At 68.5% G+C, this 22,113-nt stretch carries 14 protein-coding genes and 3 tRNA genes; 5 read left to right on the plus strand and 12 right to left on the minus strand.

Features of this window, described 5'->3' with window-relative positions; all coding sequences use genetic code 11:
* Positions 1–33 precede the first annotated feature (33 nt).
* Positions 34–1,350, plus strand: coding sequence for a sigma-70 family RNA polymerase sigma factor (locus ACFZDK_RS43875; RefSeq protein WP_390981528.1), 1,317 nt, complete (start codon positions 34–36; stop codon positions 1,348–1,350).
* A 162-nt stretch (positions 1,351–1,512) separates the two neighbouring features.
* Here ACFZDK_RS43875 and ACFZDK_RS43880 read toward each other — a convergent pair whose 3' ends face one another.
* The 4 genes from ACFZDK_RS43880 to ACFZDK_RS43895 form a co-directional block, all read right to left on the minus strand.
* Entirely contained in the window at positions 1,513–3,441 is a 1,929-nt protein-coding gene (locus ACFZDK_RS43880) for an ABC transporter transmembrane domain-containing protein (protein WP_390981530.1), read from the minus strand.
* Positions 3,441–5,174 carry an ABC transporter transmembrane domain-containing protein gene (locus ACFZDK_RS43885; protein ID WP_390981533.1) on the minus strand — a complete coding sequence of 578 codons (1,734 nt, stop codon included), beginning with the start codon at positions 5,172–5,174 and terminating at the stop codon, positions 3,441–3,443. The genes ACFZDK_RS43880 and ACFZDK_RS43885 overlap by 1 nt, the downstream gene beginning before the upstream one ends.
* Before the next feature lie 130 nt (positions 5,175–5,304).
* Complete coding sequence (locus ACFZDK_RS43890) at positions 5,305–6,759, minus strand: FGGY family carbohydrate kinase (protein WP_390981535.1); 1,455 nt, start codon at positions 6,757–6,759, stop codon at positions 5,305–5,307.
* 174 nt (positions 6,760–6,933) lie between these two features.
* Positions 6,934–7,236: a YtxH domain-containing protein gene (locus tag ACFZDK_RS43895; RefSeq protein ID WP_390981537.1), complete on the minus strand. Its 303-nt coding sequence runs from the start codon at positions 7,234–7,236 to the stop codon at positions 6,934–6,936.
* A 144-nt stretch (positions 7,237–7,380) separates the two neighbouring features.
* Between ACFZDK_RS43895 and ACFZDK_RS43900 the strand changes: the two genes are divergently transcribed.
* From ACFZDK_RS43900 to ACFZDK_RS43910, 3 genes are all read left to right on the plus strand, one after another.
* Positions 7,381–7,453, plus strand: a tRNA-Asn gene (locus ACFZDK_RS43900).
* A 5-nt stretch (positions 7,454–7,458) separates the two neighbouring features.
* Positions 7,459–7,531 (plus strand) — tRNA-Asn (locus tag ACFZDK_RS43905).
* A 178-nt stretch (positions 7,532–7,709) separates the two neighbouring features.
* Positions 7,710–7,786: transfer RNA gene (locus ACFZDK_RS43910), tRNA-Ile, on the plus strand.
* 590 nt (positions 7,787–8,376) lie between these two features.
* On the opposite strand, the gene ACFZDK_RS43915 is transcribed toward ACFZDK_RS43910, so the two are convergent.
* Positions 8,377–8,502: a hypothetical protein gene (locus ACFZDK_RS43915; protein WP_390981720.1), complete on the minus strand. Its 126-nt coding sequence runs from the start codon at positions 8,500–8,502 to the stop codon at positions 8,377–8,379.
* A gap of 81 nt (positions 8,503–8,583) precedes the next feature.
* Here ACFZDK_RS43915 and ACFZDK_RS43920 point away from each other — a divergent pair, with 81 nt between their 5' ends.
* On the plus strand, positions 8,584–8,757 hold the full coding sequence (locus ACFZDK_RS43920; protein WP_390981539.1) for a hypothetical protein: 174 nt from the start codon (positions 8,584–8,586) through the stop codon (positions 8,755–8,757).
* Positions 8,758–8,966: 209 nt separating this feature from the next.
* Here ACFZDK_RS43920 and ACFZDK_RS43925 read toward each other — a convergent pair whose 3' ends face one another.
* From ACFZDK_RS43925 to ACFZDK_RS43955, 7 genes are all read right to left on the minus strand, one after another.
* The gene (locus ACFZDK_RS43925; protein WP_390981541.1) at positions 8,967–10,598 is read right to left on the minus strand and encodes a hypothetical protein; all 1,632 of its coding nucleotides are present in this window, start codon (positions 10,596–10,598) and stop codon (positions 8,967–8,969) included.
* 83 nt (positions 10,599–10,681) lie between these two features.
* Positions 10,682–14,086, minus strand: a complete 3,405-nt coding sequence (locus ACFZDK_RS43930) for an AAA domain-containing protein (protein ID WP_390981543.1) — start codon at positions 14,084–14,086, stop codon at positions 10,682–10,684.
* An 855-nt stretch (positions 14,087–14,941) separates the two neighbouring features.
* Positions 14,942–16,186 (minus strand): IS110 family transposase, encoded by a 1,245-nt coding sequence (locus ACFZDK_RS43935; protein WP_390981545.1) that lies wholly within the window; start codon positions 16,184–16,186, stop codon positions 14,942–14,944.
* A gap of 1,093 nt (positions 16,187–17,279) precedes the next feature.
* Positions 17,280–18,449, minus strand: a complete 1,170-nt coding sequence (locus ACFZDK_RS43940; protein WP_390981547.1) for an esterase-like activity of phytase family protein — start codon at positions 18,447–18,449, stop codon at positions 17,280–17,282.
* Positions 18,446–19,408 (minus strand): ABC transporter permease, encoded by a 963-nt coding sequence (locus ACFZDK_RS43945; protein WP_390981549.1) that lies wholly within the window; start codon positions 19,406–19,408, stop codon positions 18,446–18,448. Before ACFZDK_RS43945 ends, ACFZDK_RS43940 begins: the two co-directional genes overlap by 4 nt.
* Positions 19,408–20,541: an ABC transporter permease gene (locus tag ACFZDK_RS43950; protein ID WP_390981551.1), complete on the minus strand. Its 1,134-nt coding sequence runs from the start codon at positions 20,539–20,541 to the stop codon at positions 19,408–19,410. Before ACFZDK_RS43950 ends, ACFZDK_RS43945 begins: the two co-directional genes overlap by 1 nt.
* Positions 20,538–22,109 carry an ATP-binding cassette domain-containing protein gene (locus tag ACFZDK_RS43955; RefSeq protein ID WP_390981709.1) on the minus strand — a complete coding sequence of 524 codons (1,572 nt, stop codon included), beginning with the start codon at positions 22,107–22,109 and terminating at the stop codon, positions 20,538–20,540. The genes ACFZDK_RS43950 and ACFZDK_RS43955 overlap by 4 nt, the downstream gene beginning before the upstream one ends.
* Between the last annotated feature and the right edge of the window lie 4 nt (positions 22,110–22,113).

The following is a 22,113-nucleotide window of genomic DNA, read 5'->3' on the forward strand; positions in this document are numbered from 1 at the left end:
GCGGCGATGTGTCTTACCCCACACTGGGGTGCGGTGCCTGAGTCCTCGGAGCGCGGCCGGCCCGTCCCGGACGGGTCCCACACCCCCGCCGTTCCACTCATCGCGTACGGGACGGACAGCGGCGAGGCCGTCGTCTCCGCTCCCGAAGTACCGCTGCCGTACCCCCTGGCAGCGATCATCCTGGAGGTCGCCCCCGTGCAGACCCAGACCCTGACCCAGACAGACAGCAGCACGCTCACGGACGAGCCGGAAGCCGACACCGACGTCTACGCCGGTGTGCCGCCGCAGAGCAGGGTGGCGGTGCACCCCGAGACGGAGCCGGAGGCGGACACCGGGGCCGAGCCGGAGGGCCCGCCGCCGGAGGAGCTCACGGCCGACGCGCCCGACACGGAACCCGAGCCCGCCGAACCGCCGGCCGCCGCCCGCGCGGACACCGCAAGCCCCTCCTCGGACCTGTTCCGCCAGTACCTCCGCGAGATCGGCCGTATCCCGCTGCTCACCGCCGCCGAGGAGGTCGAACTCGCCCGCCGGGTCGAGGCCGGCCTGTTCGCCGAGGAGAAGCTGAGCGGCGCGTCCGACCTCGACAGCGAGCTGGCGCTGGATCTCGACCGGCTGGTCGTGATGGGCCGGATGGCCAAGCGCCGGCTCATCGAGGCGAACCTGCGGCTGGTGGTCTCGGTGGCGAAGCGGTACGTCGGCCGCGGCCTGACCATGCTCGACCTGGTCCAGGAGGGCAACCTCGGGCTGATCCGCGCCGTCGAGAAGTTCGACTACGCCCGCGGCTACAAGTTCTCGACGTACGCGACCTGGTGGATCCGCCAGGCCATGTCCCGCGCCCTGGCCGACCAGGCCCGCACCATCCGCGTCCCGGTGCACGTCGTGGAGCTCATCAACCGGGTGGTACGCGTCCAGCGCCGGATGCTGCAGGAGCGGGGCTACGAGCCGACGCCCGAGGAGGTCGCCGCGCACCTGGACCTGGCGCCGGAGCGGGTGGGCGAGGTGCTGCGGCTCGCCCAGGAACCGGTCTCCCTGCACGCCCCGGTGGGCGAGGAGGACGACGTGGCCCTCGGCGACCTGATCGAGGACGGCGACGCGACGAGCCCGGTGGAGTCGGCGGCGTTCCTGCTGCTGCGGGAGCACCTGGAGGCGGTGCTGTCGACGCTGGGGGAGCGGGAGCGGAAGGTGGTCCAGCTGCGGTACGGCTTGGCCGACGGCCGTCCTCGGACGCTGGAGGAGATAGGGCGGATCTTCGGGGTGACGCGGGAGCGGATCCGGCAGATCGAGTCGAAGACTCTGAACAAGCTGCGGGATCACGCATTCGCGGACCAGCTGAGGGGTTATCTGGACTGACGCCGGGTGCGGGTGCGTGGGGGCTGGTCGCGCAGTTCCTCCCCCAGCCTTCGGCCGGGGGGACCCCCAGCGCCCCCGAAGGGGCGCTTCAGCTGCCGGCGGCACCCCGCGAGCGCGGGCGAGTGAAACCCCCCGCCCGCGCCCACGACGCACCGCACCTGTTCAGTCCACCTCGGCCACCGCCTGCGCGAACTGTGCCTTGTACAGCCGTGCGTAGGCGCCGTCCGCGGCCAGGAGCTCCGCGTGTGCGCCCTGTTCCACGATCGAGCCGTTCTCCATCACCAGGATGGTGTCGGCGTCGCGGATGGTCGACAGCCGGTGGGCGATGACGAACGAGGTCCGCCCGTGCGCCAGTTTGGCCATCGCCTTCTGGATGAGGACCTCGGTACGGGTGTCGACCGAGGAGGTCGCCTCGTCGAGGACCAGGATCGTCGGGTCGGACAGGAACGCCCGCGCGATGGTGATGAGCTGCTTCTCACCGGCGCTGACACCCGTGCCCTCGTCGTCGATCACGGTGTCGTAGCCGTCGGGGAGGGTCCGCACGAACCGGTCGGCGTGGGCCGCCCGGGCCGCCTCCTCGATCTCGCCTCGGGTGACCTCGCGGGAGGCGCCGTACGCGATGTTCTCCGCGATGGTGCCGCCGAACAGCCAGGTGTCCTGGAGCACCATGCCGATCCCGGCGCGGAGCTCGTCCCGGGACATCCGGGTGACGTCGACGCCGTCGAGGGTGATCCGGCCGCCGGAGACGTCGTAGAACCGCATGAGCAGGTTCACGAGCGTGGTCTTGCCGGCGCCGGTCGGGCCGACGATCGCGACCGTGTGACCGGGCTCGACCGTCAGGGAGAGGTCCTCGATGAGCGGCTTCTCCGGGTCGTAGCGGAAGGAGACGTGCTCCAGCGCCACCCGCCCGCGCAGTTCGGCGGGACGCTCGCCCGGCACCGGGTCGGCCTCCTGCTCCTCCGCGTCGAGGAGTTCGAAGATCCGCTCGGCGGAGGCGACACCGGACTGCACCAGGTTGGCCATGGACGCGACCTGGGTCAGCGGCATCGAGAACTGCCGGGAGTACTGGATGAAGGCCTGCACGTCACCGATGGAGAGCGCGCCCGACGCGACCCTGAGGCCGCCGACCACGGCCACCAGCACGTAGTTCAGGTTCGACACGAACATCATCAGCGGCTGCATGACCCCGCTGTTGAACTGCGCCTTGAACCCGGCCTCGTACAGCGCGTCGTTCTGCTCGGCGAACTGCTTCGCCGACTCCTCCTGGCGGCCGAACACCTTCACCAGGGTGTGCCCGGTGTACATCTCCTCGACGTGGGCGTTCAGCTTGCCGGTGGAGCGCCACTGCTGCACGAAGTGCGGCTGCGAGCGCTTGCCGACCCGGGTGGCGACCACGAAGGACAGCGGCACGGTGACCAGGGCGACCAGGGCGAGGATCCAGGACACCCAGAACATCACCGCGAGCACGCCGATGATGGTGAGCAGCGAGTTGATGAGCTGGCCCATCGACTGCTGCAGGGTCTGGCCGATGTTGTCGATGTCGTTGGTGGCGCGGGAGAGGACCTCGCCGCGCTGCCGCTTGTCGAAGTACGACAGCGGCAGCCGCGACAGCTTCCCCTGGACGTCCTCGCGCATCCGGTACATCGTGCGGTTGACCGCCCGGTTGACCAGGCGCGTCGCCACCGCCATCAGGAGGCCGGCGACGAGGTACGTACAGAGCGCGAAGAGCAGGACGTTGCCGACCTGGTCGAAGTCGATGCCCTTGCCCGGGGTGAAGTCGGTGGACTTGAGCATGTCGGCGACCGTGTCCTGGCCGCGCTCGTGCATGGACTGCAGGACCTGGTCCTTGGTGGTCCCCGCCGGCATCTGCTTGCCGATGACACCGGCGAACACCAGGTCGGTGGCGCGGCCGAGGATCTTGGGGCCGATCACGTTGAGGGCGACGCTCGCCACCACGCAGAACAGCAGCACGTAGATCGTGAGCTGTTCGGGTTTGAACCGGGCGATCAGCCGTTTGCCCGAGTTCTTGAAGTCCATCGAGCGCTGGTCGGGGCCGCCCCCGGCCATCATGCGTCCCATGGGCCCGGCCATCAGGCGGCCTCCGCTTCCGTCAGCTGGGAGAGCACGATCTCCCGGTAGGTCTCGTTGTCGGCCATGAGGTCGTGGTGGCGGCCGGTGCCGACGACCCGTCCCTCGTCGAGGACGACGATCCGGTCGGCGTCCCTGATGGTCGCCACCCGCTGGGCGACGATGACGACGGTCGCCTCGGCGGTCTCCCGGCCGAGCGCGGCGCGCAGGGCCGCGTCGGTCGCGTAGTCGAGGGCGGAGAAGGAGTCGTCGAAGAGGTAGATCTCCGGGCGCTGCACGAGGGTGCGGGCGATGGCGAGCCGCTGCCGCTGACCGCCCGAGACGTTGGTACCGCCCTGGGCGATGGGCGCGTTCAGCCCGCCCTCCAGCTTCTCCACGAAGCCCTTGGCCTGCGCCACCTCCAGCGCGTGCCACAGCTCCTCGTCGGAGGCGTCCGGGTTGCCGTAGCGCAGGTTGGTCGCCACGGTCCCCGCGAACAGATACGGCTTCTGCGGCACCAGGCCCACCGTCTTCGCGAGCAGCTTCTGCTCCAGCCCCGAGACGTCTTCCCCGTCCACGAGGACAGAGCCGTCCGTGGCGTCGAAGAGGCGGGCCACCAGGCCGAGCAGGGTGGACTTGCCGCTGCCGGTGGAACCGATCACGGCGGTCACCTCGCCGGGCCGGGCCACCAGGTCCACGGCCTTGAGCACCGGCTCCTCGGCACCCGGATAGCAGAAGCCCGCGCCCCGGATCTCCAGGTGCCCGTGGCGCCGCAGCTCGATCACCGGCGCGCTCGGCGGGACGACGCTGGACTCGGTGTCCAGGACCTCCTCGATGCGCTCGGCGCAGACCTCCGCGCGCGGCACCATCATGAACATGAAGGTGGCCATCATCACGGACATCACGATCTGCATGAGGTAGGCGAGGAACGCGGTCAGATCGCCGATCGCCATCTGGCCGCTGTCGATCCGGTGCGCACCGAACCAGACGACGGCGATGGACGAGACGTTCACCGTGGTCATGACGATCGGGAACATCAGCGCGAGCATGTTGCCGGTGGCCAGCTGCATCTCGGTGAGATCGCGGTTGGACTTCCCGAACCGCCCCTGCTCGTACTCGTCGCGGACGAACGCGCGGATCACCCGGTTGCCGGTGATCTGCTCGCGCAGCACCCGGTTCACCGTGTCCAGGCGCACCTGCATGGCCCGGAACAGCGGCCGCAGCCGCCGCACGATCAGCGTCACGCTGATCCCCAGCACGGGGACGACGGCGACCAGCACCCCGGACAGCGGAACGTCCAGGCCGAGGGCGAGGACGATGCCGCCGACACACATGATGGGCGCCGACGCCATCAGGGTGAACGCCATCAGGACCAGCATCTGGACCTGCTGTACGTCGTTCGTCGTACGGGTGATGAGCGAGGGCGCCCCGAAGTGACCCACCTCACGTGAGGAGAAGGACTGCACCCGGTCGAAGACGGCGGCCCGCACGTCCCGGCCGAGCGCCGACGCGGTTCTGGCGCCGTAGTAGACGGCACCGACGTTGCACACCACCTGGGCGAGCGAGATGCCGATCATCAGGGCGCCGAAGGACAGGATGTAATCCGTGTCACCCTTCACGACGCCGTTGTCGATGATGTGCGCGTTGAGCGTGGGCAGGTAGAGAGTGGCGCAGGTCTGCAGGAACTGCAGCAGCACCAGGATGGAGATGGGTTTCCTGTAGGGCCTGAGATAGGTCCGCAGAAGTCGTATGAGCACGCTACGTCTCTCGGAGTCGGCGGTGGGGGCGGGGTCGCTTGCCCTAGGCCCCTATCGTCCGACACTCCACCCGCGTTACCTCAACCGATTAACCCGAGAGCGGATACCTTGCGGCACCGGGGGCGCACGATTACGCCCGAAACGCCCCCGGATGGGTCTGTTCGCGCACCGACACGTACTGCTGCCGCACGGCCTGCCCCACGGCCAGTTCGTCCCCGGGCTCCAGCACCTGGGCCGTCGCACCCTGCCATACCGGTGGGGTGCGCGGGTCCAGCGTCCCCTGGGAGACCCCGAGCGCCCAGGCCGCCTGCCGGGCCGCCCCGATCGCCGCGTAGTCCGCCGGCTGCGGTACGACGACCTGCGCGCCGAACAGCATCGGCGCCGCCGCCTGCACCGCCGGCAGCTCGGCGGCCCCGCCGAGCAGGAAGACCCGCCGCACCTCCACACCCCGGCCGCGCAGCACGTCGAGCGCGTCGGCGAGCCCGCACAGCATCCCCTCGAAGGAGGCCCGCGCCAGATGCTCCGCCTTCATCGACTCCCGGCGCAGCCCGGCCAGCGTCCCGGCGGTGTGCGGCAGGTTCGGCGTCCGCTCGCCCTCCAGGTACGGCAGCATGACCAGCCCGTGCGAGCCGGGCGTCGACTTCATCGCCAGGTCGGACAGGCTCTCCAGATCGGCCAGTCCCAGCAGCTCCGCGGTCCCGCGCAGGGTCCGTACGGCGTTGAGCGTGGTGACGACCGGCAGATGCATCCCGGTGGCGTCGGCGAGCGAGGTGATCATCCCGGAGGGGTCGGCGAGCGCCTCCGGATGCACGGCCATGACCGACCCCGAGGCGCCCAGCGACACGACGGCGTCCCCGAACCCGAGCCCCAGCCCGAACGCGGCGGCCATCGTCTCGCCGGTCCCCGCGGAGATCAGCAGCCCCTCCGGGGTCGTACCGGCCGCGTCGGACGGCCCGATCACCTCGGGCAGCATCACCTGGTGCCCCAGGGCGAGTTCGACGAGGTCGGGCCGGTACCCGCCGGTGGCCGCCGACCAGTACCCGGTCCCGGAGGCACCCCCGCGATCGGTGGTCCGCCGCACCGGCCGCCCCAGCAGCTGCCACACCAGCCAGTCGTGCGCCTGCAGCAGTACGGCGGTGCGCCGGGCGTTCTCCGGCTCGGCCCTCGCCAGCCAGCGCAGCTTGGTCACCGGCTGGGCCGCCTGCGGCACGCACCCCACCGCCTGCGCCCAGGCCTCGCGCCCGCCGAGCGCGTCGATGAGATCGGCCGCCGCGACCTGGGCGCGCTTGTCGCCGCCGACCATCGCCGGGCGGACGGTGTTGCCCTGGGCGTCCAGCGGGACCACCGCGTTCTGCTGCGCCGACACGCCGATGGCCTGCACGCCCTCGAGGAGACCGCCGCCGGCAGCCTCCCCGAGGGAGAGCAGCCAGGCCTGCGGGTCGACGTCACTGGGGCGCGCCCCGCCGTCCGGCGTGTCGACCGGGTGCGGTGCGTATCCCTGGCGGAGCACCGCACCCGTGTCCGTGTCGCAGACCACGATGCGAGTGAAATCCGGTGAGCTGTCCAACCCGGCGACTATCCCCATGACCGAAATTCTGCCGCACGCTCCGCTGTGGTTCGGCCGACGGGCGCCGTTCGGGTGGGCGCAGTGTTTCGGGTGCGGGTGTGTGGGGGTTGGTCGCGCCCGCGCGGCGGAGCCGCATATCGGACACGGCCCGCGTCCCTGGGGGGCTGCAGCCGGGCGTGTTGAAAAGGGGACCTACGTGTTGCTGGTGCCCCAGTCGTCCGCTCCGTCGGCCTGGCTGCGCTCGCGCAGGGAGCGGACGCGGGCGGCGACGGAGTCGGGCATGTGGTCGCCGACCTTCGCGCTGACCGAGTGGAAGGCCTTGCCGGCGTAGGCGCGGCCCTGCTGGGCGGCGGTCTCGGCGGTGTTGCGGACCGCCGGGTTCTGGGCGACCTGGCGGGCCGACTTCTTGAGCTGCTCGTAGCGCTCGCGTCCGGCCCTGGTACCGAGCACGTAACCGAGAGCGAGCCCGACGACGAACGTGAGCTTGTAGCGCATGGCGGCCACCCTTCCCTCGTGGGGGAGTCTCGTGGGGAGTACCGATTGGCGGAGCACCCCCCTGCTTGCGCTAATGTATGTGTCGCAGCGAGCGCCCGCCCCCTGGCGAATACCCAGGTAGGTGCGTTCGATGCGACGAGGCATTCCTCCGTAGCTCAATTGGCAGAGCAGCCGGCTGTTAACCGGCAGGTTACTGGTTCGAGTCCAGTCGGGGGAGCTCGGTCCTCCGTAGCTCAATTGGCAGAGCAGCCGGCTGTTAACCGGCAGGTTACTGGTTCGAGTCCAGTCGGGGGAGCATGCTGAACGAGGACCCCTGGTGGGGTCCTTTTTCATGTCCCGGGGAACCGCCGGGCCTGCGCCGATGTCCTCAAGGTCGTGAACGTCGCAGTTCGCCGACCATCCGAAGCAGGAGATCGTATGAGCGGCTATGCTGCGGCAGACGGCGCGCACACATGTACGCGACACGCCGCTATGGGGCGGTAGCTCAGCCGGTTAGAGCAGCGGACTCATAATCCGTCGGCCGTGGGTTCGAGTCCCACCCGCCCCACCAGTGCAGGTCTTTGACCTGCGGAAACGTTCATTTTTGGGTGTCGGAGCGTCAACTTTGCCTGAACGGACTGAATCCGCTGCTCGTGGGTTTGGAGTCCGGTGGCGCTTGGGAGAGCTACAAGCCCTCTGACCTGCGGCGGAATAGGCGATCGGAGGTTGTTGCTCGCCGCTCGGGCGACTGCCCTGAGGGACGATGCCAAGATCCAGGGGCCACCCAGGGGCCGGGACGGTGCGGCCGTGTCCAGACCGAAGGTGTCTACGGGGCGACTCGTTGTCCCATCTGCTGATTGGGCACCCGATGATTAGCGGCAGCAGGTGTCTGCTGAGGAAGCGTCTCGGCGTCTCGGTGATGGCCGAGGGGCAAGGAAATGGTCCGAAGAGGAAAACGGCCCGGAGTGCAGGTGCGGCGGCCTCTGCGAGGCCCTCGACCTCTCCTGCAGCGATGCGAAGGCGGGCGGTGGCGGCCAACCTGTTCGAGAGTGGATCAGCATCCGCTCCGTATGTCGGCCTTGCCTGGGTGTCCTGCAGAGAGGTGGCTGAGGCCGGGCACTCGCTGCGTGCCCGGCCCCGAGGCCTCAAGGGGGGAGTCTGTCAGGTGTAGCAGCCACTGGAGTCGACGACGAGGTCGGTGGTGCCGGAGCTGTCGTTGTAGATGGTGATGGATTCGCTGCTGTCGGTGTAGGTGAGGGTGAGGTTGGCGAGGGTGTCCCCCGCCATGGTCCGGCCGTCCGGGGGACGCCCGAGGGCGTCAGCACCGTTGTCGTGCGAACCACCCACCCGCCGGACCTCCGTGCACCCGTGGCGGCTGCACAATCTCGCGACCAGTTCCTCGAACTCCGCGGATGCTGGAACCAGGACGTACCGACCGCACTGGCCGGCCAACTCGTCCGCGACTACCTGCGCACGCCCCGCACTGCAGCTATCTACCTCATCGGCTACTTCGACTGTGGCCGCTGGAGCCACAAAGAGTGAGAGAATAGACACCGCGCACCACGGGGTCACACGCTTCTCTCTGTGCAACATGATCAAGACGCACGTGCCCAGGAGCAACGCGACCAGCATGGCGTCATCGTGACGGCGAAAGTCCTCGACTGCCGCCTGCCCGAAACTGCCAACCCCTGGCGCGCCGAGCCCGGAGCTTAGACCGTACTTGAGACCCCCCAACAGGTGCGCAGCGCACTTCACAGAGTGGAGCGCGCTGTCTCCACATCGGAGCGGCGCATCGCCACCGTGACGCCCCGGATGCCGATAGCTGCGCCCTGGTCACGACGGCTGGTCCCGCCGAAGTACAGGGTGTCGCCAGGCAGAGCTCCCATGATTCCGGCGTGCTCGTCGTCCACGATCAGCTCAGCCGGGACCTGGCTCGCAGCATCACCACCGCGCGCAGTCTCCAGGGCCAAAGCGTCCTGGCATTGTTCCGCCACACGCCGCCACCGGTCGGCCGACTCCGAGACACCGCTCCACACCCAGAGGCCCCCCGCCGCTCTGGCCACGTACCCCATCAACTCCGATCCCCGGAGATGCACCGAACGTGTCCCGTCACTTGTGCCGGAGCCGCACCACGCGTGGTCACCGACGACCGCTTCCAGAGGCGCGCCACCGCGGTCGAAGAGCAGCAGACCGGCCCCGCTGTGAGTCCCCTGCGGCGCCGACCGCAGCAGATCTCGTCCACGCCGACGAGCAGCCTCGTACCCGATCCGATGCAGCAGATCCACGACAGCTTCAGGGCTGGTGTCCTCATCGGTGTCGCCGTAGAGCACGTCCACCCGTACGCCGCGCGTGACGGCGGTCCGGATGGCATCTCCCAGTTTCGACAATCGCTCCAAGGACGCCACGGGTGAGGCGATCAGGATGTGCTGCACAGCGGAGGACAGCACCTCTGCGAGCAGTCGCTCATGAGCTTCTCTGTCGTCCAGCACAGCCAAGAGCTCGGCGCCCATGGTGGAATCCGCTGAGCCGTCGCCGAGCACTTCTGGACGCAGGTCGTCTAGCCACGGGTACGAGACCGCCTCTGGGGGTGGCGGTGCGGAGGCCCGGTCAGAGGCCGCGATCCAAGTGCGCTTCGCAACGGTGAGGGGAGTCGCCCGCGTCGATCTCGAATGCTGTGCCGGAGTAAGCGTGCGGGATGGCTCTACGGGTCCGACAGCCGATGACGATGGTGCGGGTGGCGCGTTGTCACCATCCGGAGCGGTCGCTAGGTCTCGCATGCGGGACGGCGTGCCTGACGCGGGCTCAAAGAGTGTGGTCTCTTCGTCCTCTTCCTGCTTGCTTCGGGCTGCTGCCAGCACCTCACCGGACAGCGCCGGGTACCAGCCTCGCGGGAGTCCGACGATGGACTCCTCCGCGAGATCGACACGCACGGCGATGTACCGCCGGAAGGTGGTGAGCCGGGCCGGGCCGATGCTGCGTACCCAATCGCCACTGGTACGGGGCAACAGCTTCTGGACCTGCGACTCGTCCAGGGCGTTGCGGCGGATGCGTTCCGGGGTGCATGGATTCAGGTCGAGGCGTGCGTCCTCTGGTGAGACTGTAGGGACTTCACCGCGCCGGGCCAACTGGCCAGTGGTGCGGTCGAAGATTAGCGTGGCAGGCGCGGCCGACAGCACCGTCACTGAAGCCGGATCCTTGCCCGATCTCAGTGCCTTCTGGCCCTCATCGGTGAGGACGAAGGTGGCTTCGCGGCCGCTGGCGACCGCGACCCAGCCAGCCCCGACAAGGGTGACCACCGCTTCCACAAGCAGCCGCTCATGTACCTGGAATGTCTCGCAGAGCGACGTCAGGGTGGCACCCTCACGTGTCGCGATGTCCTCCAAAACCCGCCGCTCCAGACGGCTGTAGGGGCGTCCCCGAGCTACTTGGTAGGGAACGTTGAACATACTCACCGGTACGAGAACAATCACAGGGTCCCCCCGAATTCCGCTGGGATGCGAACAGCCTTGCCGTTCTCGAACCACTCGTCCAGGAGAGTCACGATCCGCTTAAAGGACCACAACGGCTGGGACGTATCCGCCAGTTGCACCGACTGCACCTGGTAAGTGAAGAAGTCCCAGGAACCGACAAGGATGAGCAGTCGTTCCGCCCGCGAGAGCAGGACGTTCATACGTCCGGGATCGTCAAGGAACCCCAGTCCCTGCCCCGGCTGCTCTAGGTTGTTTCGTACCAGGCTGATAGCGACGACGTCCGCCTGGTTTCCTTGGAAGGAGTCAACGGTGTGGGTGGGGAATCGGTTGGTGTCAGCCCGACCGACGTTCAGCCCCAGCTGAGGTTCCAGCCCTTGTGGCAGATGTATTCCTCGCAGTTGTTCACTCAGCAGGCGAACCTGCCGGGCATAGGGTGCTAGCACCGCGAGCTTGCCCTGATAGTCCGCGCTGGGCCCAAGCTGCCGCAGAAACCTGGCCAGTGCCTGGGCCTCCATCGGATTGGTGTACGGAGACTGTCCGCTACTCGGCCCCACTTCACGGGTCTGAGCATTATCGCTGCACCAGGGCACGTCCAGCCACACCACGGCGCGGTCCCGGATGCCCTGTGGTGTTGTGAAGCCGTGGCGCACCCTGGTGACTGGCTGACCGTTCTCGTCCAGCGTGCGGTTGTCTAGCCTCCCCTCGTAGTACGCCTCCGAGATCAGTCGGCCGATGTCGGGGTGCATTCGATGCTGGCCAATCAGCTGCCCTGCGGAGGCGCCCTTCGCCTCGGTGTCCGTGACCAACGGGTCGGCGCCGGCAGCCACCTCGCAGTACTTGTATAGGCGATCGAAGGTCTTCAGCCATCCCTTGGCGAACTCCTGGAAGTCCTTCCGCTCCGCTGGGCTGCGCTGGTCCCATGAGTCGATCAAATCCTGGTCGAGAAGCCCGGACGCCCTCGTCTTGAGCTCCTTGAGCGTTCTGACCACCGTGTCCAGTTTCTCGAGCCCCTGTCTGTAGTCCTCGTACCGATACGGGTCCAGCTGCTTGTGGTCGCCGATGAGCAGCCAACGGTGCCCGGCTTGCAACGGCAGCGCCAGATCGAATCCATGCGCCTTGCCTGCTTCTTCGACGATCGACCAGTCGAAGGCCTGGCCCGCCGCCAGAGCGACCAGGTCGCCCGCGCTGGTGGTGCAGTACGTGAGGTTGGCGCCACGCTTGACCAGTTCGACGAAGTCCGAGGAACGTCGGCCGAGTTTGTCCAGGTCCTGCATCATGCTGATTTCGCTGACCATGACTTTCGCATCCTCCAGCCACGCCACTTGCACGTTGCTGAGGGAGGGCAGGTTGCTCAGTCGGGTGATGCTGCGCTCCAGTACCTGTCTGGCCACGCCCTCGGCGCCGTCGGCCGCAGGTGCCGTGCCGGATTTGCGAGCGCCGTGCAACCGGATCTCCAAGGGGCGCTCACTGTCGGGCACGTCTTGGAACGCCTCGCCGACCTTCGAACGCAGCACGTCGACGGCCCCGTGGGCCTGCGCTGTCACCAGCACCTGGACCACAGGGTCCTCGGCCAGAATTTCGCGCAGCAACCAGGCTACTAGGGTCGTCTTCCCGGTACCTGGCGGACCCTGGAGTGTATAGATGGGCCGCACCCGCAGGATGTCCTCGATACTGGCCCGTTTAGGCTCGTCGACGCGATCGTGATCGAGCTGAACAGGAAGGTCGGACGCGCCGGTATCCATACGTACATGGCTCGGGGCTGCCAGAGACCGCAATAGATAGCTGTGCTGATCTAGCGCGTCGATCGCCTTTTTCCGCCGCAGGAACAGGCTGATCTGCCCCGGCATTCCTGCACTTCGCAGAAACCCCTCCTTGTCGGCCTTCACACGATCCGGGTCCAGACCAGGCCGCACGAGCGTGACCTGGCGCGTCAGCTGGTCCATGCCGGCGACCTGCCACACGTTGCCGTCGTCTGCGGCGGCTTGCCGGTCCCGCGGCGGCAATCGCAGCCGGTCGCCATCGCGTGGTCCGGAGAGGATGACGCTGGAGTCGCTGCCCTGCGCCTCCTTCTGGAGGAATTCGATGAAGCCCACGTTGAAGGCCTCGAAGATCTCATGCCCCTCGGGCCGGTCCCTTTCCTGCACGACGATGCGCTCTTCGCCATCCTGCAATGACGGGCCGCTGAGAATCTCGTATGGGAAGATCTGGGAATCTAGGAGCAGCAGTTCGATCTGGTTGCTTGCCCGGACGAAGTCATGGAAGCGAGACAGTTCCCGGGAGATCTGCACACCGCGGTCGATCTTTGGTAGCACCGGTTCCCACGAGGTTGCATTCTGCATGATCGTGCGATCGCGGAAGACCTCATCGCGGGCATAGGCGAACACCCGGCCGGCAGGAAGTTCCCGACAGCTGTCCTCACCGCTGCTGAAGCGCAGCGGCTGCGCGGTGCGGCAGTCTGCGACTTGCCAGGTGAGTGCACCGTCCTTGCCGCGGTAGGCGGTGACGCGCAGACAGAGCCGGCCACCGACGAGGATGAAGTAGTCCCTGTTCGGCATGGCGTACAACAGCGGAGTCTGCAGGTCCTGGCGGACGAACTCGCACGCCGCCTGGCGATGGGCGGGGTCCCCGGGGACGAAGGTGCCCATAGGGCCGAGTCCCAGGTGCTCCCGCAGCCCGTTGCTCATCAGGTAGTCGATGAACTCTGGCCGCCGCAGGTCCAGCGTCACGATGTACTGCACGTTCTCCTGTTGGGTGCGCAGCGGGTTGGCCAGGGACCGCATGATGTCCTGGATGCGGTTGATGATGTCGTACGGGGCGGTGAGGCGCTCAAGCGGAGCGTCAGCGACGAGGTCCAGCAAGAGCTTGCGTTCAGACTCGGTCAGTTCGTGCACGGACGTCTCGACGACCTTCAGCACGCGCGCATGGCGCTCGTTCGGCGGATTGGTGCTGAAGCGTTCGAGGTCGAGGAGTAGCCGGGCACACAGGATGCCGAAGGCGAACCAGTCATCATCCTGATGCCAGGTCGTCGTGCCGCTGGTTGTACGCTCCGGTGGCAACGGCCAGCCGTCGGGTGGCGGGGAGCCCACTGGACGGCCCAGCTTGACGGACCACTCGAACCCCCCGAGCCTCAGCGACTCCGGCCCCAGGTCTTCTGCGAAGAAGAGCGAGTCGACGTCCACTCCGCGGTGCAGTACATGCCGCTCATGCAACAAATGCAGGCCGGTAGCGACGCGCAGCAGACCGGCCCACGTCTGCTCGCGGGCAGCAGTGCCCCGGTTGGATAGCCAGGAATAGCGTCCCCGTTTACGCAGAGCCTCTGAGACACGCTCGTACCCGGGCGCCTCTAGGACCATCACGAAGCAGTGGTGCTCCCGGTCGAGACCCGCGTCCTTGAGTACCACCAGGGCCTCGTCGGACCGTGGGCTACTCGCCACCTTGTACAGCGTACGCAACTCCTGGTCCCACAGAGCTCGTTGTACTCGATCAGGCTGGTCGGCCTCGTACCGCCACGTCTTGACCAGGTACGAGTATCCGTCGCTGTACGCCCCCCAGATCTGGGATCCGCCGCCGCCTGTGTATGGCCCATCCGTAAGTTCGTACCTGCTCTTCAGAAGAGAGGCCCCAACAGCGGGGATCATTGCCATCCAATCCACCTTCGCTACGGACGAAATAAGGCAAGACAGCACCTTGGGGTCCGACAGGACCTTTGCGGGGCGTGAGTGATATTACTCACACCGCAAGCATCTCCGTGCCCTTAATCCGTGATTGCTGACGTTCAAGGGGGCTACTACAAGGGCGGGTTGACAGATGGAGACGCCGAGTGTTCGCAAGCGACCTTGTCGATCGGCTGGTCGCTGTGCCACTCGATGCTCTTGGTGTCGTTGTCCCGGGGGTCTGCCCGCCTCGGTCCCTACGTCCGATCCGGACGGTCACGTGGACGACGCCTCCGCCTCGACTTGAGGCTTCCCTGAGTGTCGGGGGAGCCACTACGCGCTGGAAGGGGAATCCGCTGTCCGAGGGTTCTATCCCCTTGGCTGAACTGGGCGGACGCGGTGGCTGCTGTGGTAAGCGCCGAACTCAAAGACGCTCAGGGGCCATTGAGGGGCCACAAGGACGGGAAAAGATCGACAAGCACCACACAGGACTGACACTGATCAGCGCGTCTGACGCGTAAATAGGTTCAGGTCAGGGGCTGTTTGGGCAGGGCTGGGTGCCCGGTGGTCGTCGAGGCCGCCGGGCACCTGGTCTGTGAGCTGTCAGGCTGCGCCTTCGATCGGGTTGAGGGTGACGGTGTAGCCGAGCTGGTTGAGGGCGGTGATCGCGCGGCGGGCGGCGCGTTCGGGGGCGCGCTGGGTGAAGTAGGTGCCGCGGAGGTCGCGGTAGGGGACGTTGTCGGTGAGCATGTGCCAGATCGCGGTGATGATCGAGTGCTCGACGGCGACCAGTGCCTTGAGCGGGCCACGGCGGGCGGTCAGGCGCTTGTAACGGGCTTGTAGGTAGGTGTCCTTGGTTCTGGCCGCACCGAAGGCGGCGAGTCCGAGGGCGCCCTTGAGGTAGGGGTTGCCGGGGCGGACCTTGGTGGTCTTGGTGCGGCCGGCTGATTCGTGGTGGCCGGGGCAGACGCCGGCCCAGGACGCCAGGTGCCCGGCCGAGGCGAACCGGCTCATGTCGCCGCCGGTCTCCGCGATGATTACTTCGGCGACGGCCTGGTTGATCCCGGGGACGGTGTCGAGCAGGTCGAGCGCGGGGCGAAAGGGGGCCATCGCCTCCTCGATCCGCTCGTCCAGTCGCCCGATGGCGCCGGTGAGCTGGTCGTACTGGTCCAGATACAGCCGGGCCAGGAACGCATGGTGGTCACGGAAGCGGCCGGTCAGCGCCTCGGTGAGTTCGGGGATCTTGTTGCGGAGCTTGCGCCTGGCCAGGTCCGCGAGGATCTGCGGGTCGCGTTCACTGGTGATCAAAGCTTCCAGCATGGCCCGGCCGGAGACTCCCATGATGTCGGAGGCGACCGCGGCGAGCTTGATGCCGGTGTCCTCCAGCATCTTCTCCAGCCGCTGGGCGATCTGCCCGCGTTCCCGGGTCATCTGGGTGCGAGCCCTCGTGAGGTCCCGCAGTTCGCGCACCGGCTGGTCGGGCACGAACGAGGGGCGGACCAGGCCGTGGGAGCCGAGCTGGGCCAGCCAGGCGGCATCGGAGACGTCCGTCTTGCGGCCGGGCAGGTTCTTGACCTGCCGGGCGTTGGCCAGGATCACGTTCAGCTCCTCGGCCAGCAGGTAGTAGAACGGCTTCCAGTAGTCCGACGTCGCTTCGATCACGACCAGCGTCACCTCGGCGGCCAGCAGGTGGTCGCGCAGCGCGAGGACCTGGTTCGTCGTCGAACCCCAGGTCGTGGTCTGGGTGATGAACGACCCCCGTTGCTTTGTGCTCGGGGTGCGGACACACGCCTTGGCGTCCTTCTTGCTGATGTCGAGGCCGGCGCAGCGTTCGTGCAGCACGTCCACGGTCTTGCCCCTCCCTCACCGACGGCCGGACAGCTCACCGTTCCGGGAGGGCCAGGGTGGAACAGGAATTCTGACGCGCGTGCTCACAGCAACACTCCACGGTTCCCGTGGACGGCCCTCAGCACCATGCTGACCTGCGAGCTCACTGGCATCACAGATGCCTCGGTTTCGGCCGGAACGAACCCCTCCAGCGTCCCGGACCGGCCTCAGCCCACGTCAGGGCGGACAGAAGCACCTTCGGCGTGCGCCACGGCATTTACCACGCCCCCGGCGCGCACCGAAGGTGTGCTGAGTCGCTGACCTGCGAAAACGTCATGGATGAGCGTTGATCGGCAAGGACCGCCAAGATCCCCAAAGGACTCATAATCCGTCGGCCGTGGGTTCGAGTCCCACCCGCCCCACCTGTGCAGGTCACTGACCTGCGGAAACGTTCATTTTTGGGTGCTGGTTCGTCAACTTTGCCTGAACGGACTGGATCCGCTGCTCGTGGGTTGGGAGTCCGGCGGTGATCGGGGAGTTCGAAACCCTCTGACCTGCGGTGGAGCAGGTGATCGAGGTTGTCGCTCGCCGTCCGGGCGGCTGCCCTGAGGCCCGGGTCAAGACCCAGGGGCCGTACAGGGGCCGGGACGGCGCAGCCGTGTCCGTGGGCGCCGAGGTCGGGTCCTGTCGATCATGGCTGAAGGTGGATGGGCTGGCCCAGGCTCCCGGCCCGGGGCGACTCCTGGGCATGATCCCTGGGTCGCGTCCTACCCGCCGAATCTCGGGGTTGCGTGGTTGTGGGACGGGCTCACCTCGCTCATGGCCCCCGGGCCGCCAACACCCTGGAGTAAGGCGACCTGCCGACGGAGCAGAGGATCATGAACCGAATCAGCCGGGGTCTCGCATCAGCACCCCGATCTTCCTGGTAAGGGACTGCACCACCGGTGTGGTCACGTCATGCGAGTCGGTCCCGGCCCGACGTCGGTTACCTCCGCTTCGACGCCGAGAGTCATAGGTGGCTTGCCTTCGCAGTGTTTCGACAGCCGCACCGCCTCTGTGGCGAGCGAACTGTCGTCGTGGAAGCGGCGGATGTTGCCGAATGCCCAGCACGCCTTCAGATGCCGTGGGCTGCGAAGGTGATGAACTGGGTCACCTGACGTGCGGCGAAGTTGTCGTCGGAGACCAGGACGACGGTTCGGCGACCGTCGGGGAGTCGGGGCCCGAGGGTGATGCCCTCGACGTTGTCGACTCGGGTCAGCCCGGGGACGTCGGACAGGTCGGTCACGAGCGTTTTGCGGATCCGCTGGACCGGTTGCGCGGACGTGTCGGTGAGGGAATCGCGGCCGAGGACGTCGGTGGCGCCGTGGAGGTCGGCCAGGTAGATGCGGGTCATCCAGTTGTTGTCGCTGTAGATCGAGGCGCGTTCGAGGATCAGGAAGCGGTCGTGGCCGAGGGCCACGATGTCGCTGACGCCATTGGTGTCGGTGCTGCCGGTCGGCGGCGTGGCGAACAGCGGTTCCAGGGGGTAGGCGTACTGGGCCAGTGGCAGTCCGGTGCGTGCGTCGTGGACGGTGATGCGGGTGAGCGCGCCGTGCTCGGGGGTGGGGTCGTCGCCGTCCTGGTAGAGGGGGTCCTCCATGGCGGTGACGATCCGCCGTCCGTCCGGGGTGAAGGTGACGCCTTCGAGGGTCTGGTTCTTGCGGGGGCCGAACTCCTGAGAGTTCATGTGCAGCTGTGGGGGGATGGGGAGCTGTCCGCGGTAGGCGCCGGTCGTGGTGGCGCGGCGGATCCAGGGGTCGCCGAGGAGGGCGGGCCCGTCGGACGGGACGATGCGCTCGCCCTCGCTCGTCCAGGCGAGGCTGCCGTCGCGCGGGTCGACGGCGATGCCCTCCGGGTCGGGTGCCACGGTGGGGGTGGCGGTCGAGGTGGGCGGGAAGGTGGTGCCGTCCGGGCGGAGCCACGGGTGGGTGCCGGTGAGTTCCACATCCTTGAGGGCGCCGTGGGCGAAGTCGATGTGAGCGGTGTAGAGGCGGGCCGGGCCGGTCTGTGACCGGTCGTCGCTGATCAGGTAGTACGTGCCCGTCTTCGCGTCGTAGCTGACAGCGGACAGCCCGCCGACGGTGGTGCCCTGGAAGGCCATCGCGTTCGGCAGCTCCCGCTCGCCGAGGAAGTCCAGCCGTATGCCGCTGTCGTGGGCGGCGGCCGGGGTGCCGGCCACGGCGGGGAGTGCGGCGAGGACGACCGCGGTGGCGATGATCCGGGCGCGGGTGGCACGGATGCTCATGTGGTCTCCAAGGTGGGCAGGCCGGAGGGAGGAGTGGGAGCAGCCGCGGTACGGGACGCGCGGCGGCGGCGCCAGGCGAAGAACGCGAGGGCCAGCAGGGTGAAGACGTAGGGAATCGCGGAGACCAGCTGGGACGGAACGGCGAGATTGCCGAGCTGGACGGCGAGGGCCTCGGCGGTGCCGAAGCCGAGGGCGGCCAGGAACACGCCCCAGGGGCGCAGCGCGCCCAGGAAGACGGCGGCCAGGGCGATGTAGCCGCGGCCGGCGGTCATACCGGTGACGAAGAACGACACGGCGCCCATGCTCAGGAACACTCCGGCCGCCCCGGCCAGCGCGCCGCTGAGCGCGAGGGCGCGGAACTGGACCCGGTGGACGTGGATACCGACCGAGCGTGCCGCCTCGGGGTGCTCGCCGACCGCGCGCAGATGGAAGCCGAACCGGGCCCGGTACAGCAGCCAGGCGACCGCCGGGGTGGCGGCCAGGGCGGCCCAGGTCAGCACGTTCTGCCCGCTGAGCACCGCGCCGAGGCCGGGAACGTCCTCGACCAGCGGCAGGCGGACCGAGGGCAGCGCGCCGCTGTGCAGTCGGCTGGTCCCGCCCTTGTCGCCGAGCAGCGCGTACACGATGTACGCGGTCACGCCCGCGGCAAGGAGGTTGAGTCCGATGCCCGCGATGATGGCGTCCGCGCCGAGATACAGGTGCAGCACACCGAGCAGCAGCGCGAGCAGCGAACCGGCGGCGATCCCGCAGACGGCTCCGGTCCAGACCGAGCCGCTGTACCCGGCGACCAGCGCGCCCGTGCAGGCGGCGCTCAGCATCGAGCCTTCAAGGGCGATGTTGGGCACTCCGGCCCGCTCGGCCAGCAGCCCGCCGAGGGCGGCGAGGACGTAGGGCGTGGACACCCCGAGGATCGCCGCGAGGAATGCCGTGCTGAGCACGACGTCGAGGACGGGGCCCATCAGCGGGCCTCCCTTCGGGCGAGGTACCGCTTGACGAGTTCGGGCAGCGCCCGCGCGGTCACGAGCAGCACGATGACCGCCTGGATGATGGTCACGGCGTCGGAGCCGACGTCGGTCTGTTGTTCCATCACGTCGCCGCCGACCCGCAGATACGAGTAGAGGAGCGCGGCGGCGACCACTCCGACCGGATTGTTGCGGCCCAGCAGGGCGACGACGATGCCCTCGAAGGCCAGCCCGCCAGCCATGTCGGGTTGGAGTCCGCCGTAGACCCCGAGCGCGAGGTGGGCTCCGGCCAGACCGGCCAGCGCGCCGCCGATGACGAAGCTCCACTCGATGGTGCGCGGCACGTCGAGGCCGCCGTAGCGGGCGAAGCCCGGGTTGGAGCCGGTGATGCGGATGCGGTAGCCGAGCGGTGTCCTGGCGAGCAGGAACCAGACGGCGGCGGCCACCGCGAGCATCCCGAAGAGGCCTACGTTCGCCTGGTCCAGGGGGACGTCGAAGAAGTCGGAGAGGAGGGGCAGCACCGAGTCCGGCCGCACGGGGGCGGACTGTACGGCGCTGCTGTCGGGCGCCTTGAGATGGTCGGTGAGGAGATAGTCGAAGACCCGCACGACCACGGCGTTCAGCATCAGCGTGGCCACGATCTCGTTGGCGCCGAGGCGGGCCTTCATCACCCCCGGCACCGCGCCCAGCGCGCCCCCGGCGAGGGCGGCGACCACGAGCGGTACCAGGACGGCGGCGACGGGCGGCAGATGGAAGTTGATCGCCACGAGCGCGCTTGCCAGGGCGCCGGCGTACACCTGGCCCTCTGCGCCCAGGCTGATCTGCCGGGCCCGGAAGGGGATCGCGACGGACAGCCCGAGCAGCGCCAGGGTGGTGGCGTCGGCGAGCCAGCGGCCGATCCGGGGGGTGCGCTCCAGCGGGCCGGTGAGCAGGGCGTTCAGCGCGCCGGTAGCGTCCTTGCCGGTGGCCAGGACCACCAGGAAGGCGATGAGGACAGCGACGGCGACGGTCAGCACCGTCATCGTCAGCTCGACGACCACCGTACGGCGTCGGGTGGCGAGGAACGCCCGGCGGCCTTGCGTCTCGGGCCGCCCCTGCTGCTCAGCGGCCGGTTCCAGGGTCGAGGTCATCGGACACCTGCCGTGACCCGCTCGTCCGGATGCCGTTCCACCCCGAGCATGTACAAGCCGGTTGTCTCCTCGGTGAGTTCAGCCGGGTTGTCGAAGCGGGCGACGAGCAGGCCGTCCTTGATCACTAGCAACCGGTCGGAGAGCGCGAGCAGTTCACCGAGGTCGGCGGAGACCAGCAGCACCGCCGCACCTGCGTCACGGGCCTCGACGAGCCGCTCGTACATGAAGTGCATGGCTCCGATGTCGACTCCTCGGGTCAGTTGCGCGGCCAGCAACAGGCGGGGCCGGGCGGACAGTTCGCGGGCGACGACGACCTTCTGCAGGTTGCCGCCGGACAGTGCCCCGGCCGCCGTGTTGGGGTGCGGGGCGCGGATCGCGTAGCGGCCGATCAGGTCCTCCGCGAGCTCGCGTACGCGGCGGGTGCGTATGGTGCCCCGGCGTGCGACCGGGGGTCGGTCGTGGCGGTCGACGATCAGGTTGTCGGCGATGGACCGGTCCAGGGCCGCCCCGTTGGACAGCCGGTCCTCGGGCACGTGGGCGACACCGGCCCTGCGGTGGCCCGCCGCGTCGAGGTGGGTGACGTCGGCGTCGTCGACGGTGACCGATCCAGCGGTGGGGCGGCGCAGCCCGGCGAGGAGTTCGACGAGTTCGGTCTGGCCGTTGCCCTCGACGCCCGCGAGGCCGACGATCTCACCGGCCGCGATGTCGAAGGAGACGCCGTGCACCGCCGGGCCCGAGAGTCCACGCACCCGCAGCACCCTCGCCCCGGGTCGTGCCGGGGGCTTCGGCACGTCGAGGGACATCTCCCGGCCGACCATCATGGACGCCAGCTGCGCGGGCGTCGCCTCCTCGGTGCGTACGGTGCCGATCACCGACCCGGCGCGCATGACGGTGACGTGGTCGCTGATCTCCCGTACCTCTTTGAGCTTGTGCGAGATGAACAGCACGGTCATGCCCGAGTCGCGGAGCCTGCGGACCGCCGTGAAGAGGTCGGCGGTCTCCTGCGGGGTGAGCACGGCGGTGGGCTCGTCGAGGATCAGGATGCGGGCGCCGCGGTGCAGGGCCTTGAGGATCTCGGCGCGCTGGCGCATCCCCACGGACACCGCGTCGACCCTCGCCTCCGGGTCGACGGCCAGGCCCGCCTCCTCGGCCAGTGCGGCGGTACGTTCGGCGGCGGCCACGCGGTCGACGCGGCCCGCCCGGCCGGGCTCGACGCCGAGGACGACGTTCTCGGCGATGGTGAACGACGGGACCAGCATGAGGTTCTGGTGGACCATGCCCACGCCGAGGGCGATGGCGTCCTGCGGCCCCGAGAACCTGACCCGTCGCCCGTGCACGCCGATGTGCCCCGCTGACGGCTGTTCGAGTCCGTACAACAGCTTCATCAGGGTGGACTTGCCGGCGCCGTTCTGTCCGACGATCGCCCTGATCTCGCCGCCTGGTACCGACAGGTCGACGTCGCTGACGGCGCGGGTGCCGTTGGGGTAGGTCTTGCCCAGGCCCACGGCCTCCAGGGCGACAGGGGCCTTGTCGAGGGTTCCGGCCCCGGTGTCGTCGGCATTCTCCATGGGT

The organism is Streptomyces sp. NPDC007901 (assembly GCF_042959465.1).
Taxonomy (GTDB): domain Bacteria; phylum Actinomycetota; class Actinomycetes; order Streptomycetales; family Streptomycetaceae; genus Streptomyces.